The sequence below is a fragment of the Streptosporangium sp. NPDC053982 genome (assembly GCF_055585205.1).
This window is the reverse complement of sequence record NZ_JBVJKQ010000002.1, coordinates 482,230-498,467: the sequence shown is the minus strand read 5'-3', so window position 1 is coordinate 498,467 and position 16,238 is coordinate 482,230. Positions and strand designations below refer to the sequence as shown.

Below are 16,238 nucleotides of genomic sequence, written 5' to 3'. Positions count from 1 at the left end.
CGTGTCGCGCGTTCCCACCGGAACGGTTCCGGGAACCGGCGGCACACTCCCGGCGACCACCCGAACGGTCCCGGGAACCAGCGGCTCCGGACGCCGCCTCACCGCTTTCCCCGCAGGAACGCCGCGGCCATGACGCCGGCCATGGACAGCGCCGCGCCCGCGGCCCAGCCCCACATCGCGGGCAGGTCGCGGGTGGTGACCACCGGGTCGGGCGGCAGGCCGTACACCTCCGGCTCGTCCATCAGCAGGAAGAACGCGCCGTCGCCGCCCACGCCGTCGGTGGGGTCGGCGCCGTACAGCCGGGCCTCGGTCCTGCCCTGCCCGTGGAGCTCCGTCACCCGCTCCTCGGCGCGGGCGAGCAGCTCGTCCAGCGGGCCGAACTGGATGGACTCGGTCGGGCACGCCTTGGCGCAGGCCGGTTCCAGGCCGCCGCGCAGCCGGTCGTAGCACATCGTGCACTTGAACGCCCGGCCGTCGTCCTCCCGGCGGTCGATCACGCCGTAGGGGCAGGCCGGCACGCAGTACCCGCAGCCGTTGCACACGTCGGCCTGCACCACCACCGTTTCGAACTCGGTGCGGAACAGCGCGCCGGTGGGGCAGACGTCCAGGCAGGCGGCGTGCGTGCAGTGCTTGCACACGTCGGAGGCCATCAGCCAGCGGTCCACCGGCCCGCCGGCCACGGCGCCGGGCCGTTCGCCGTCCGGGCCGGTCTCGACGCCGGGACCCACCGAGTCGGCGGGCGGCTCCCCGGCCCCGGACGGCCCGCCGGACCCGCCGTCCCCGGGAGCGGAGGCGGGGGCGGACGCGGGGGCGGGGACGCGCTGCTCGATGAACGCCACGTGCCGCCAGGTGCTCGCACCGAGGCCGCCGGTGTTGTCGTAGGAGGTCGCGCGGAAGACGAACCCGTCGTCGGGGACGTCGTTCCACTCCTTGCACGCCACCTCGCACGCCTTGCATCCGATGCAGACGCTCGTGTCGGTGAAGAACCCCACCCGCTCAGCCACGGCGGTACTCCTCCATCAGTTCGAGCAGAGCAGGTCCCCTGGGACGCCGGCCGGGCCGGATGTCGCAGGTCGCGGCCTTGCCCTCCTGGATGTAGACGTTCGGGTCGAGCACCACGGGCATCAGGTCGTTGGTCACGTCGCCGGTCACCACGCCGCCGCCCCAGCCCCAGTGGTACGGCAGGCCGACCTGCTCGATCCGGCGGCCGTCGAGCCGCAGCGGGCGGATCCGGCCGGTCACCAGGACGCGGGCCTCGATCGCGGCGCGCGACGTCACGATCGTCGCCCAGCCGCCGTTGACCAGGCCGATCTCCTCGGCCAGCCGGGGCGACACCTCGCAGAACAGCTCCGGCTGGAGCTCGGCGAGGTAGGGAAGCGTCCGGCTCATGCCGCCCGCCGTGTGGTGCTCGGTCAGCCGGTAGGTCGTCAGCACGTACGGGAAGCGCGACGACTCCGCCGGGTTGTAGACCACCTCCGGGCGGTCGTAGACCTTCCGGCAGGGGTTGGCCCGCCGGCCGTACAGCGCGTTGGGCACGGGCGACTCGTGCGGCTCGTAGTGCGTGGGCATCGGCCCGTCGGCCATGCCCGCCGGGGCGTACAGCCAGCCCTTGCCGTCGGCCTGCATGATGAACGGCGCGCTGCCGGAGATGGCGTCCTCGGCCGTGGCCTCGTCCGGGGGCAGGTAGTGCGGTGGCTTGTCCTTCTCGAAGTCCGGCACGTCGAGGCCGGTCCACTCGCCCTTGTCCTCGTCCCACCAGACGAGCTTCTTGCGCTCGCTCCACGGACGGCCCTCGGGGTCGGCGGAGGCGCGGTTGTACAGGATGCGCCGGTTGGCCGGCCAGGCCCAGCCCCATTCCCGGGCGATCCGGTCCTGCTCGTGGCGTGACTTGCGGCGGGCGGCCTGGTTGACCTCGTCGGCGTAGACGCCGCAGTAGATCCAGCAGCCGCACCGGGTGGAGCCGTCCGGCTCCAGCTCGGTGTAGGCCGACAGGGCCCGTCCATCGGGGCCGGTGCCGTTGATCTCGCGCAGCACCGCCTCGGCCGACGGCTCGGCGTGCTCGCCGTGCTCGGGGTAGTCCCAGGTCAGCTCGCGCAGCGGCAGGTCGATGTCGTCGTCGGACAAACGCTGCCTGATCCGCTTGGCGAGGTGGTGGTAGAACCAGAGGTCGCTGCGGGCGTCGCCCGGCGGGTCGACCGCCTTCTCACGCCACTGCAGCAGCCGCTGGGTGTTGGTGAAGGTGCCTTCCTTCTCGACGTGGCTGGCGGCGGGCATGAAGAACACCTCGGTGCCGATGTCCTCGGTGCGCATCTCCCCGGTCTCCAGCTCCGGGCCGTCCTTCCAGAAGGTGGCGGTCTCCACGAGCCGCAGGTCGCGCACCACCAGCCAGTCGAGGTTGGCGAGCCCGAGCCGCTGGAGCTTTCCGCCGGAGGAGCCGACCGCGGGGTTCTCGCCGACCACGAAGTAGCCCTTGACGGTGCCGTCGATCTGTCCCAGCACGGTCGTGTAGTGGCCGTGGTCGCCGGTGAGGCGCGGCAGGTGGTCGAAGCGGAAGTCGTTGTCCGGGGTGGCCGCGTCGCCCCACCACGCCTTGAGCAGGCTCACCATGTAGGAGCGCTTCCTGCCCCAGAACCCGGTGTCGGCGCCCGCGGCGGCGACGTAGCCGTCGAGGTCCTCGTGCCGGTGGGCGTGCGGCATCGGCAGGTAGCCGGGCAGGATGTTGAACAGCGTCGGGATGTCGGAGGAGCCCTGGATGCTGGCGTGGCCGCGCAGCGCCAGGATGCCGCCGCCGGGCCGTCCCACGTTGCCGAGCAGCAGCTGCAGGATGGCGCCCGCGCGGATGTACTGCGCGCCCACCGAGTGCTGGGTCCAGCCGACCGAGTACACCCAGGCGGTGGTGCGCTCCCGGCCGGAGTTGGCGGTGATCGCCTCGGCCAGCTCGGCGAACGCCTCCGGCTCGATGCCGCACGCCTCGGCCACCGTCTCCGGGGTGTAGCGGGAGAAGTGCCGCTTGAGGATCTGGTAGACGCAGCGCGGGTGGTTCAGCGTCGGGTCGGTGGACGGCGTGGCCAGCATGGCGGGGCCGCCCGAGCCGTACTGGTGCGGGCCGGCCGCCTCGGCGTGCTGGGCGCCGCCCTCAAGCTGCTCCGGGCGCTCCCCGGCCGCGGCCTCCTCCTCCGCGCCCTCGTAGGCCCAGCTCGACGGGTCGTACTTGTGTCCTTCGGCGTCGTAGCCGGAGAACAGCCCGTCGAGGTCCTCGGTGTCCCGGAAGTCCGCCGAGACGATCGTCGAGGCGTTGGTGTAGGCCAGGACGTACTCGCGGAAGTCGAGCCCGTTCGTCAGCACGTGGTTGATCAGCGCGCCGAGCAGCACGATGTCGGTGCCCGCGCGGATCGGCAGGTACCGGTCGGCGAGCGCGCTGGTCCGCGTGAAGCGCGGGTCGATGTGGAAGACCTTCGCCCCCCGGGCCTTGGCCTCCATCACCCACTGGAAGCCCACCGGGTGGCACTCGGCCATGTTGGAGCCCTGGATGACGATGCAGTCGGACTCGGCCAGATCCTGCTGGAAGTCCGTGGCGCCGCCACGCCCGAAGCTGATCCCCAGACCGGGGATGGTGGAGGAGTGTCAAATACGGGCCTGGTTCTCCACCTGTACGGCGCCGAGGGCGGTGTAGAGCTTCTTCATCAGGTAGTTCTCTTCGTTGTCCAGCGTCGCTCCGCCCAGGCTGGCGATGCCCAGGGTGCGCCGGACGACCTTGCCGTCCTCCTCATGCTGCCAGGTCTCCCGCCGGGTGCGGACCACCCGGTCGGCGATCATGTCCATCGCGGTGCCGAGGTCGAGTGGCTCCCACTCCGTGCCGTGCGGGCGCCGGTAGAGCACCGTCCTCTGCCGGTCGGGGCGGTTGACGAGCTGCTTGCTGGCCGAGCCCTTGGGGCACAGGCGCCCCCGGGAGATGGGGGAGTCGGGGTCGCCCTCGATCTGGGTGACCCGGCCGTCCTTGGCGTAGACCAGCTGGCCGCAGCCGACCGCGCAGAACGGGCACACCGACCGCGCAACCTTGTCCGCCTGCTCGACACGGGGGCGGAGCGCGTCGGTCCGCGCCGACCGCGCCGCTTCGCTCCGGGGATCCTCGCCCCTCAGCTGCCGGAGGACCGGCCAGCGGAAGATCCCTCTCTCCCGTGTCATGCGCCTCTTGTTACCCATGCTCCTGGCGGGCTAATCCGCTTTTCGGCTTTCTCCATATCTGCTGTCATGTCGTCTTTTGAGCGGCCAGGGTCCGGTAGGCGTCGCGGACGACCAGCAGGCGGTCGAGACGGAACCTCCCCGGTCCGGCGTCCCGCACCCGCCTGCCGCGCTCGGTCCAGAACGCCTCCCCGGGCACCTCGTCCCGGCCGGGCGGGACGAACTTGACGACCTCCTCCACCGCCGCCACGGCGACCGCCAGCGCCGGCGCGGCCTCGCCCGGACCCGCCGGGGCGTTCCCCGCGACGGTGTCGGCCACCCAGAGCCACTCCCCGGCGTCCAGCAGCCGCGACGGCTCCGGCCCGCCGAACGCCGGGAACCGCGTGGGCGCGACCTCCCGCTCGGGCAGGGCGAACAGGGACTCCCGTACGGCGCCGCAGCCGGAGCAGGTCCCGGCGTAGCGGGAGACCGGATCGCCCGCCACGGTCACCAGCCCGCCCTCCCAGGCGGTGCCGGTCGATCCGCAGGCGCACGGGCTCAGGTCCAGGTAGAGGAGTGCCTCGTCCCTGCTCCGCGCCACCGGAAACGACATCTCACCCCTCCTCTCATCGGACCGCTCACCGTGGGCCACCGGCTCCCCCGGTCCGCCCGGCCGCCGTACGGCGGGCCACCCGCTCACCCGGCACGCCCGTTCTATCCACCGTGGCCGGAGTTCTGGGTCAGTTCGGGAATGATGAGTTCCATCCCCTCCTGGAGCATCCCGGGTCTATCACCGATCACGCCCCGGTTGCGCTCCCAGATGACCTGCCAGTGGCCGCCCTCGCCGTAGTACCGCTCGGCCAGCGACCAGAGCGAGGTGTTCTGGGAGACCGTCACCCGGCGGCCGGGCGGTGGCGTGGCCTCGTCGTCCCGCGGTTGCCGGGGCTCCGCGGGCCCTTCCAGCCGGCCGGAGGGATCCTCCGGATCCCGCGGCTTCGGGACCGGCGCGTCCCTTGGGGGCGAGGGAGGCGTGCCGTCCGGCGGCGTCTGGGGACGCAGTCCGCAGACGCACGGGCCGTCGGGCGGGCAGGCGCACTCCTCCGGCGGGATCCAGCCGGTGGAGTTGGTGAGCCTGCGCATCCGCCCCCAGTATTCGTCCCTCGTCTCGACCTTCGGTTCGGAGTGGTTGAGCAGGCTGTCCAGGCCGATTCCGGCGCCGATCCGCTGCGCCCCGCCGGCCTCCCAGGGCGGCACGGGCGGGACGTGGCCGTCGGCCAGCATGAGCCGCCTCAGCCCTTCGATCTCGTGCGCGTGGTAGGCGCGCTCGTCCTCGGTGCGGGCCGCCCGCCAGCCGTCCGCGAGGTGCCGGTACTCGTCGTAGCGGACGTCCATGCAGTAGTCGTGGCGCGCGGCCTCGCCGACCGCGGCCAGCAGGCGGCGGAACGGGGCCGGCCCGGCCCGATGGTCGGCGGCGGCCTTCCGCTGCAGGGCGTGGCCGACCTCGTGACCCACCAGCCGCGCCACCGCCTTCGGGTCCGGCCGGCTCGTCAGCAGCATCTCGGACGGGTCCTCGGCGCTGCCCGTCCGCAACTTCGTCCGCCCCATCAGCCGCGACGACGGGCCGAAGTGCACCACCGGCATCCCCGCCGTCCGGTCCCAGCTCAGCCGCCTCCTGGGCCGGCCGATCCGGACCCGGAAGTGGTGCGTGTCGCCGTTCCGCAGCTCCACGACCAGCGTCGAGCCGTCGGCCGACCAGCGGTGGTCCCGGACGCCCCGGCCGAGGACGGACGGCCCGGCCTGCCCCAGTGCCGTCCGGACCTCGTCGTGGGTCAGGTCCGGCAGGTGGGGCGCCCGGATGTCCACCGTGAACGCCGTCCCGGGGATCTGCGGCGCCGTCGCCGCGAACGAGCCGCCGCCCGCGGAGGGGGCGCCGCCCGGCGCGGAGGTGACGGAACCCTGGTAGGTGCCGCCGACCGGCTGGGCCTGGTTCACGGTGTGCGACGCGGCGCTCGTCGCGGGGGCCGCCGGAACGCCGGGCGGGCTCAGCTCCCGGTCGACCATCGCGGTGAAGTCGCCGCCCTCCGGCAGGCGGTCGTACAGGGCGCGCAGGTCCATCCGGCCGTCGGCGGCGGCCACCAGCGCCGGGGGGAGCGCGGCGAACGCGGCGGCGAACCCGCCGTCGGGCACCCCGACGACCCGCCGGCCCGTCGGATCCAGCGCGGCGCTCAGCAGCCCGCCGTCCGGCGTGGCGAGGTAGGGGCGCACGACGCCGCCGGGACCGCGGACCTCCAGGTGGACGGGGACGCCGAGCTCGCGGGCGAGCGCCCGCGCGTCGTTCACCCGTGCCGCCTGCCACTCCGGGCCGATGTCGACCGTGAGCAGAAGCGGCGCGCCGGACCTCCGGATGCCCGGCGCCCTCCGCCGTGCGTGCTCGGCCAGCGACCGGTACGGCTCGGCGGCGTCGAAGTCCGGATCGCCCTGCGACTGCCGGGACAGCTCGTCCAGGGAGAACCGGGTCGTGGGCCCGCCGCTCCCCCGCGTCCACCGGGCCCGCCAGCCGCGGCCGGGCTCACGCCGTACCGCCGGCTCGCCGAAGCGCCAGCCTCCGCCGCGGACCGGGGGCGCCCCCTGCTCGCGGCGGGCCTCCGCCATGCCCTCCTCGAACAGGGTCACGTCGGCGCGGCCGGCCGCGGCGCCGAGGATCTCGACCCGCCGGTAGAACGGCCTGCCGGGTACGACCGACCTGCGCTCGAACGTGACGTGGTAGTCGATCCGCGTCCGGACCGTGGTGACGTCGCCCCTGCGGAAACCGCTGGTCTCGGCGCGGCTGCCGGTGGTCCCGGAGATCCGCTCGGAGGTCTGCCGCCCGGTGGAGCCGTGCACGTTCACCCCGGACGGGCCGTGGCCGCCCCCTCCGGAGACGCCGTGCGACCGGCCCGACTCGACGGCTTCTCCGGAGGTCGCCTGGCTGCGCTCCACGTCACCCAACTCGACGTCCGCGCGCCCCGCGGCGAGGACGCGCACCTGCGAGGGGACGGCCCGGACCCGTACGTCCACCACCTGGCCGGGACGGCCCGGCACGGGGAACCTCGCGATCCGGTGGCCGTTCGGCCCGGCCATCCTCCGCAGGTTGGCGTTCCGCGCCATGGCGGTGAGCGTGTGCTCCAGATCGTGCCGGTAACGGCGGGCGCCCCTGCGGCCGAGGACGTCGCGACGGGACAGCCCGTCGTACACGGCCTGGAAGAGCCCGGGGGCATGCGTCGACTCGGTGAAGAACGTCCTCGGGAAAGCCAGCGGCCGGGTGTCCGCGGGCGTGTTCGACTCCGCCGCCTTCGCCGCCTCCACCAGCTCGGACGGCACGAGGCGGTTCAGGTGGCCCTTCAGCTCCGTCACGACGGGCCGGCGCCCGCGCCCGCGGCGGCCCGGCCGGTCGACCTCCACGGTGACCTTCACCGCGTGGGCGACCCGGTCCATGCCGTTGAAGGAGGCGATCCGCTGGAGCCGGGTGAACTGCTCGCCGGCCGACCCGGAGGTGGATTGGCTGACGCCGGCCTGCACCTTGGCGTCCCCGCCCACCGCGCCGCCGAGGGCCGCGGGCGTGCCCTCGCCGTTCACGCCGCCGCCGAACGCGATGTTGAACGACTCCGACCAGGAGTTGTCCTGGTAGGCGTAGTCCTGGACGATCACTCCGGCCGCTCTCGTCCGGTTCAGCAGTCTCGGCGGGCCGACGAACTCCATCTTGACCCGGACGGTCAGCGGCCGGCCGTCGTTGCCCCGGACGCGCGCGGTGTAGGTGTGCGGCGCCCCGTCCGGGTCCAGCATGCTGTCGAGCTTGCCGTGCCACCGCTTGCCGCTGAAGTCGCGGAACAGGCTGCGCCACAGCGCCCGGTTCCTGCGCGTCGCCCCCGGAGCCCTCTTCTCGACCGCGGCGAGCACCTCGTCGAACAGCTCGGTCTCCTCGCCGTTCCGCTTCAGCACGAGCTCCTCGACGCCGGTCTGGCCCATGGCGTCCCTGAGATGCTCGGGGAGCGTGGCCACCTCCGGGGCCACCGCCCGCTCGCGCCTGCTCAGCTTCACGTCGGGGTCGTCCAGCAGCTTCTCCAGGACCGCGGTCCTGGCGCGCTCGTAGGCGATCATGCGGGCCAGCCGGCGGCCCGGGTTCCGGGTGTGCCCCGGCACGCCGTACCGGCCGTCGGAGAGCGCGTCGAGCCTCCCCACCATCCGCTCGGCGGTGTGGCCGGCGGTCAGCACGGGCAGCGGCGTGCCGGCGCGGCGGGCGGCCGTCTGCTCGCTGAGGTAGCGGCCGACCAGCGGGGCCGCGACGTCCGGGGCGATCTCCAGGTTGCCGTCGAGGTATCGCTCCATCACGTCGGCCAGCTGGTCCACCGGCAGCCGCAGCTCTCCCTGGGCGTACAGGCGCAGGGCGTCACGCTCGGGGATCATGTAGACGACGGGACGGCCCGGCGCGCTGACCACCTTGGCGTTCGGCGAGCCGGGGACGCCGACGGTGACGTCGAAGTCGGCGCTCATCCGGAAGACGTAGTGCTTGCCGGTCTCGATGACCAGCCGCTCCCGGCCCCAGATGCCGAGTTCCTGCGCGGAGACCGCGGTGCTCCGCGACGCCGATCCGCTGAGCCCGCCGCCGGCCTTGGGCGCCGACTCCTGACTGAACCCGCGGGACACCGAGACGTCGCCCGCGTGACCTCGGGTCCGGCCGGCGGAGGCGGACTGGCTGCCCAGGGTGAGGTTGATGTCGCCGCTCACGTGGTCGACCGCGCCGACGAACTCCGACTCCCCCGCGCGGCCGCGGACCCACACCGGCGCGCGGAAGCGGCGCACGCCCCGGGACCGTACGGCGAGCTCCATGCCGGCCTCGCCGAACATCCGGTCCGGCTGCGCCATGAAGGCGCGGGCGTTGAGGAAGGACGCCAGCATGTTGACGATCACCGGATGCGACCGCACCCACCTCGGCAACTTGGGCAGGACCCGTTGCAGCAGGTCGCCGGTGTCCACGGCCCGTAGCGTGGCGCGGCGCAGCGTGGCGCGGGAGGTCGGGTGCGGCGTCGGGGTCCGCACGGAGCCGTTTCCCGGGTCGTCCTCGGGCAGCAGGTCCGCGGGCACCATCAGCAGGGAGCTGCCCTGCTGGGTGGTGATGGGGTCCGCCATGGACTCGATGTCGGCGATCCTCACCGTGTGGTTCCGCTTGGCGACCGCCGTCAGCCCGGTGTTCTCCCCGAGGATCACCTGGTTGACCGTGCCGCCCTGGGACGACCCGGAGTTGACGCCCCTGCTGTAGGTGTAGCCCCCGCCCCGGGAGCCCGTGCTCTCCCCGTCCGCGCTCTTGTCGTCGCGCCCGCCCTCGACCCTCATGTCGTGACTCGCCGACTCGCCGCGCGACAGCCCGGACGTCTCGGAGTCGATGTCCAGGTCGACGGGGACCTCCGCGTCGGTGTACTGCCAGGAGCCCACCTCGTGCTGGTCGAGCGTCAGCACCAGCGTGACCCTCTCCGGAGCCCGGCCGGTGCGGTCAAGAGTGAAGGTCATCTGGATGCCGTCCTGGGCGCCCTGGTCGTAGGCGGCGGCCACCCGGCGCTCGTCGAGCTGCTCCTGCAGCTCCTGGGCGTTCCTCTCGTGGCTGGCCCATTCCCGCGGGTCGGTCGACGGGACCTCGTTGCCGTCGGCGTCCAGCGGGGCCAGCATGCCGCGCTCACGCAGGTACGTCTCGACCTCCGTCCGGTCGATCGGGGTGAAGTCCTGCACCTCCGACGGTCCCGCGCCGCGGACCCGGACCGGGTCGCCGGTCTCCCAGCCGGGCAGCTCCGCCTTCCGGCCGGGCGGCGGCCCGGCCTTGGGGTCGTCCCGGAACACCGGCGAGCCGTCGGGATTACGGAGCGGCGCGCCGGAGTCGTCCCGCGCGATCCCGTCCGCGTCGACCTTGGCGCCGTAGCGGTAGGCGTGCGACAGCGGGATCCGCATCAGCGCCCGGGAACGCTGGACGAACGAGGGGCGGGGCTTGGCCTCGCCGAACCGGTGGACCGTGATCTCATGGACCACCACGGCCACGTACCCCTGGGTGTCACCGGAGTAGCGGTACACACCCGGGCGGATCATGGTGCCCCCGGTGTTCGCGCCGGTCGTGCTGGACCGCCCCCGGGAGTAGCCGAACGCCGCCTTGGCCGTGGCCTCGCCGCCGGAGGACAGCATCCCGGGGAGGGGGCCCTTGCCGCCCACGGTGCCGCCGGTGTTCCTCGACCGGCCCGACGACGTCGATCCCGACGCGCCGGAGAACTGGACGCGCAGCCGTTCCTGGTGGTGCTTGTTGGTGCCGGAGCCCACCGGTTCCATCTCCGGCGCCGGCGCCCCGTCCGGGGCGGGGACCCACTCGACCCGGCTGCGGACCCGCACCGTGCCGAGCGGCCGGCCGCCGTCGGTGATGGTCCGGCTGAGCCCCTCCGGACGGTTCATCGCCTCGTACAGCCGGCTCGGCAGGTCGTCCGCCATGAAGGTGCGGACCTGGCGGCGGGCCACGTCGCCCACCTCGGGTCCGCCGAGCAGACCGACCGTGTGGTCGACCCGCTCGTCCGCCCCGCTCATCGAGATCACCACGTGCTCGGGGAACGGGCCGTCCGGGTCGCGGCGGGCCGCGGGCTGCTGGGCGGTCTCGGCGGGGGCGTGGTCGGCGTAGGCGTGCGAGACGAGCACCCGCAGCCGCTTGGCGTCCCCGGCCGACGCGATGACCTCGGCCTCGCTGCCGGATCGGGCGTCGACCGTCTCGGGCGCCGTCCAGTCCGTCTTCCCCGCGGGGCGGAAATCGACGTCCCAGGCGACGTCGGCGACGTCCAGCAGGATCGACTCTCCCCGGTTGTCCTCGACCCCGCCGAACAGCGCGAACTCGGAGGCGCTGCCGCCCTCTCCCCTCGACCGGGACCTGCCGTAGCTGCCTTCGGCCTTGACATACGGGTCCAGCACGTTCTCGATGAACCCGCGCACCCCGTTGTCCGGCGCCAGGAACATCCCGGCCAGGGTCTTGGCCAGCGCGACGACGTTGAGGCCGAACGACATCCCCTTGTTCCGGCCGCCACTGGTCGACACCGACCGGCCGCCCTGGGGAAGCTCGCCGATCATCGTCTCGGATGCCTTGACCTTCGGATCGACGATCTCCGCGAGGTCGCCCATCCGCAGTTTGATCCGCAGCTCTCCCCGCGTCGCGCCGCCGACCTGAAGGACGACGCCGTCGTCCGACGTCACCCGCCGGAACCGGGCCCCCAGAACGTGCTCCAGCTCGTCCGGGGCGAAGGACTGGTCCACTCCGTGGTCGGCCAGCACCCGGTTGACCACACCGGTCAGCTTGATCATGTGGGGCAGCCGGTCGGCGGGCACGCTGCCGGTCATGGCGTCGCGCGGCGGAAGCGCCGCCCGCACCGCCTCGTCGTAGGCGGCGACGGCCTCGGCGGCCTCCCGGGCGAGCCGGGCGACCTCGGCGACCCGCTGGGCGGTACGGCCCGCCGGTCCCTCGGCGGTCAGGCCGTCCAGGGCGCGTGACGCCTTCGCCACGGCGGCGCGTGCGCTCTCGGCCCGTACACGGGCCTCCTGGTAGCGGGCGGCGACCCGCTTGTGGCGCGCCCCGGTCGCCCGCTCCACCCGGACATCGGCCAGGGCCTTGCGGCGCCGCTCCGGGGCCCCCCGGTCGCGCTCCTTCTCCGCCTTCTCCGCTTCCTTGAGTTTGCCCGCGATGTTCTTCCCGGCCTGTCGGGAGGCGTCCCGGTGGGACTTCACCCGCTCCTCCAGGCCGGTCTTGGCGCCGGCCAGGGACTCGCCCAGTTCCCGCACCCGGCCGGTCAGCTCGGAGAGCTCAGGCGACGCGGAGGGATTCGTGCCGGTGCCCGCGGCCGGTGCGGTGTTCGGTCCGGTGGCGCCCGACGCCGCGGGATCCGGGGCCAGGGCCTCCGCCAGCCGGGCGATCTCCTCCGCGGTCCGGACCTGCGTGCCGGACCGCAGGTCGGCATGGGGGTCCGCCGGCGCCCTCAGATGGCCGGCCGCGTCGCGCATCAGCCGCCGCTCGCCGTCGCCCAGCCGGGCGGGATCCCACTGACCGGCGGTGTCGACCATCAACTCCAGCGTCACCCGCACGGCCGCTTCGTCGGTCTCGGGCGCCGCCTCGGTCAGCCGGTGGAGCGCCGCGACCGCGCCCTCGGTGTGGTTGCGGCCCTCGGCGTCGGCGAGTCCGGCGCCCAGCCAGGCCGCCGCCTCGGCACGCAGCCGTTCGGAGGTGACGCGGTCCGCGGCCCGGAGCGTCAGCCTCCCGCGCACACCGCCGAGAAAGTCGGCGGAGAGGTGGACGAGCTCGCCGCTCGGCCCGGTCAGCCGCAGGTCACCGCTCCGCAGCAGCATCGCGTCGGGGGCCACGACCTTCAGGACCTCGTCGATCGCCGTGCCTGCGAGTCGCGACGCGGTCTCGGGGTCGGGGGCGGCGGCGGGATCCGGGGTCGCGGCGGTGGCCTGCGCCGCGGGGGCGGTGGCCTGCGCCGCGGGGGCGGTGACCGGCGCCGTGGCGGGAGCCGGAGCCGTGGCGGGAGCCGGAGCCGTGGCGGGAGCCGGAGCCGTGGCGGGAGCCGTCCCAGGAGCGGGAGCCGCACCGGAAGCGGGGGCCGTCCCGGAAGCCGCGGCCGGGTCGGGCGCGGACGCCGGCGCCGTACCGGCGACAGGGGCCGCCCCAGGAGCCACGGCGGGATCCGGAGCCGTCCCAGGAGCAGGAGCCGCACCGGAGGCAGGGGTCGTCCCGGAAACCGCGGCCGGGTCGGGCGCGGACGCCGGCGCCGTACCGGCGACAGGGGCCGCGGCGGGGTCGGGCGCCGTCCCAGGAGCGGGAGCCGCACCGGAAGCTGGGGTCGTTCCGGGAGCGGGGGTCGTCCCGGAAGCCGCGGCCGGGTCGGGCGCGGACGCCGGCGCCGTACCGGAGGGGGTTCCCTGGGCGTTTCCGGGTGCTCCGCCCTGCGCGTTCCCGGAAGCGGGCGTCGTACCGCTCGGCGTGGACGCCGCCGGAGTGCCCGGGGACGGCGTCCCCTGGGCGGAGGACGCCGGGGTGCTCGCCGTACCCGGTGTCCCCGAGGGGTTCGGCGCGGCCGGCGTGCTCGGGGACGAGGCGGGGGCGGGACCGGACGAGGCGGGGGCGGGACCGGACGAGGCGGGGGCGGGACCGGACGAGGCGGGACCGGACGGGGCGGTGCTCGGGGTGGAGGCGGTCGACGGGGTGCCGCCCGTGGCGACGGGGGCCACCGGGGGGACGCCCGTGACCTGCGGGCCCTGCGCCCCGCCCGCCGTCTGGCCGCTCCCGGCCGGGGCGCCGGGCTGGCTCGGGCCGTTGCCGGCGCTCGGACCGTTCCCTGCGGCCGGGCCGCTCCCGGGGTCCGGGGCCGCTGCGGGATCGGGTGCGGGGGCGTTCGCGAGGTTGGTGCCAGGGTTCCCGGGGCCGGGCTGGTTCCCCGGCGTCGCCGCCGGGTCGCCCGGCGGGGCCGGCGGGTCGCCGCCTGCCAGGCGGGCGTCGGCGGCGGCCGCCGCCGCGTAGGCGCTGTCGAGGGTCGCCCGGGGATGGGCGATCGCGAGGGCGACGTCGGGGTTGAACGGGCTGATCGTGTTCGTCCGGCCGGCGCCGCCCAGCGCGGCCCCGAGGAGCGACTCCCCGTCCGGTAGCGCCGCAAGCGGGTTCTGCTGGTAGACGAGCGTGTTGGCGATGATGCTTCCGCCCGGCGAGGCGACCATGTTGTTCAGGCCCGTCTGCACCGCGCGGCCGGGGAACCGCCTGACGGCGTTCATGATCCCCGGGTCCGTGCCGCCGAAGTCGTTCAGCCGCCGCAGCACCGGCATGCGGTTGGAGAACCTGTTCAGCAGGGGGGCGGCCTTGAGGCCGATGACCGCGCCGCCGGCCGCGCCGACGCCCGAGGCCATGGTCCGCTGCCAGTCCCAGCTGGTGCGGGTGCCCATCTCCATCTGCTTGCGCTGGGTGTAGGCGTCGATGAAGACCTCTTCGCCGATCTCCTCGACGAGCTCCCGGCCCAGGTGGCCGGCGAGGAACGTCCGGACGGCGCCCTGACCGACCGCCCCGCGGGCGGCCAGACCGGCGACCGCGCCGCCGGGGGTGCGTCCGGCGACCACGGCGAGCCGCTGGAGGATGCGGCCGATGTTGGATCTGGCCGCCGCGGCGATGGGCCCGATCGCCGAGGTGGTGGCGCCGGCGCTGAAGAAGGCGGCGAGCAGGGCGATGAAGGTCGCGATCAGGGCGATCCAGAACGCGACGTTGATCGAGATCTTGGAGTACTGCACCTCGCGCGCGAAGTTGTCGGCCTGCTGGAAGTAGGCCGCCGCCTGCTGCGTCATCACGGGCACGCCCGAGTTCTGGGAGTACGCCTGGACGAAGTGCTCGGCGAACTTCTTGCTCGCCGGCACCGTCCACGACTGCAGGATCATGCCGCCGGCCGTGACGCCCGGCTCGACGCAGGAGCTCAGGCCCTCGCACAGCTCACGGTAGTGGGTGGCGAGCTGCCACAGCTGCCTCTCGCTCCCCTCCGGCCAGTTCTGGCCCGAGGAGAGGTAGGAGATCAGGGTGTCGGCCCAGGCCGGAAGGCTCTCACCCCACGCGGGCGTGACATCGGGTGCGGCGCCGCCCATGACGTCGGGCGGGGTGGCCCCCCCGGCGGCGCTGGGGTTGATCCCGGTTCCACCGGAACCGCCCCCGGTGCGGCCCCCGGCGGAATCCGTGTTGACGGTCACGCCATCTCCCCCATTGTGATGCTCATCAGGTCATCGGCCGGGCGCCCCGCGCGTCCGGATCCCTCCTCGCGCCGCGGCGCGGCGGGGAGGCCCGGTGCCGGTCACACCTCTTTCACGAGCCTGTTCATGGCGACGCGCTCGTGGTCGTCCGTCGCCCTGGTGGTGCCGACGTTGTCCCGCACCTTCGGCCCGGCCTCGGTGACCGTCTTCACGATGCCGTCGCCGTACTCGAACATCTTCTCCGGGCCGCCGTTGTTCGTGTAGGCCGCGTAGAACGCGGCGCCGGCGGTGTCCCGGCCCCAGGGCGCGAGGGCGTTGAGCCCCCGGATCCGCTCCACCTTCTCCGCCCACAGGGTCTGGACGGTCTCCGACATGGTGTCCCACCGGACCAGGCCGAGCGACACGTCCTGGTAGTGGACCCCGACTCCCTGCTCGTAACCGCCCTGCTCACTCACCGGGTCACCTCTTCCCGAGCATCTGGGCCGCCATCTGCTCCAGCACGCCTTCGAGGTCGCCTTCCAGATGCGCCTTCATCTGGTCGCCGGGGACCAGCGGTTCGAACAGCTCCACGACCCTGGCGCGGGCCTTCTCCGTGGCCCGGTGGACGGTGTCCGTGATGACGTCGGCGAGCTCCCGGGAGTCCTGCCGCCGGTAGATGCGGGGGTCGAGGTCGAGCCTGACCAGGTCGCCGCGCGCGCCGACGGTCGCCGACACCAGCCCGTCCCGCGACTTCTCTGTCACCTGGACGGCCCTCGCCTGCCGGTGGATCTCCGGTCCCTGCTCCTGCAGACGGGTGAAGGTGGCGCGCAGTTCCTCGGCGTAGGCCTGCATGCTCCTCGCCTCGTCCGAGACCGCGAAAGGTTCCACATCGACCTCCCCCTCGAAGCGCGGGACCGGTGGCGGTGGCCGCCGCGACCGCTCCGCCTCCTGTGCTCCCGCCGACGTCTGGACGATTCGCACGTTAAATCTTCGTGAATTATCGATCATCCTGACATCCGCCCCTGTGGTACGGCAAGCACCAAATGCCACTGAAAGCGCTCATACAACGCCATAAACGACGTCATCTCGCGGAAGACCGAGGCGTCGTGGACTCCCGCGGCCCTCTCCGAGAGCGACCGGGGACGGGACGAGGGGCGGGACCGGGACGGGCGGAGGCCGGGCGGACCGGACGCGGGCCGGAACAGCGGGCGGAACGGCGGGACGGGCAGACCGGACGCGGGACGGAACAGCGGGCGGAACGGCGGGACGGGCAGACCGGACGCGGGACGGAACAGCGGGACGGAGCGTGGAGACGCGAGCCGGGGACGCCG

The 16,238-nt window shown here is 74.0% G+C and carries 6 protein-coding genes; all 6 read right to left on the bottom strand.

What is annotated here, in order from left to right:
* Window positions 1-98 precede the first annotated feature (98 nt).
* Window positions 99-1,004, bottom strand: coding sequence for a 4Fe-4S dicluster domain-containing protein (locus ACZ6W9_RS05040; protein ID WP_470116747.1), 906 nt, complete (start codon window positions 1,002-1,004; stop codon window positions 99-101).
* Window positions 997-4,185 carry a formate dehydrogenase gene (gene fdh / locus ACZ6W9_RS05035; protein ID WP_470116746.1) on the bottom strand — a complete coding sequence of 1,063 codons (3,189 nt, stop codon included), beginning with the start codon at window positions 4,183-4,185 and terminating at the stop codon, window positions 997-999. Before fdh ends, ACZ6W9_RS05040 begins: the two co-directional genes overlap by 8 nt.
* 64 nt (window positions 4,186-4,249) lie before the next feature.
* Window positions 4,250-4,774, bottom strand: coding sequence for a hypothetical protein (locus tag ACZ6W9_RS05030; protein ID WP_470116745.1), 525 nt, complete (start codon window positions 4,772-4,774; stop codon window positions 4,250-4,252).
* 101 nt (window positions 4,775-4,875) lie between these two features.
* The gene (locus tag ACZ6W9_RS05025) at window positions 4,876-14,928 is read right to left on the bottom strand and encodes a LysM peptidoglycan-binding domain-containing protein (protein WP_470116744.1); all 10,053 of its coding nucleotides are present in this window, start codon (window positions 14,926-14,928) and stop codon (window positions 4,876-4,878) included.
* A gap of 101 nt (window positions 14,929-15,029) precedes the next feature.
* Window positions 15,030-15,383 (bottom strand): hypothetical protein, encoded by a 354-nt coding sequence (locus ACZ6W9_RS05020; RefSeq protein ID WP_389969715.1) that lies wholly within the window; start codon window positions 15,381-15,383, stop codon window positions 15,030-15,032.
* A gap of 4 nt (window positions 15,384-15,387) precedes the next feature.
* Window positions 15,388-15,795, bottom strand: a complete 408-nt coding sequence (locus ACZ6W9_RS05015) for a YbaB/EbfC family nucleoid-associated protein (RefSeq protein WP_389969717.1) — start codon at window positions 15,793-15,795, stop codon at window positions 15,388-15,390.
* Between the last annotated feature and the right edge of the window lie 443 nt (window positions 15,796-16,238).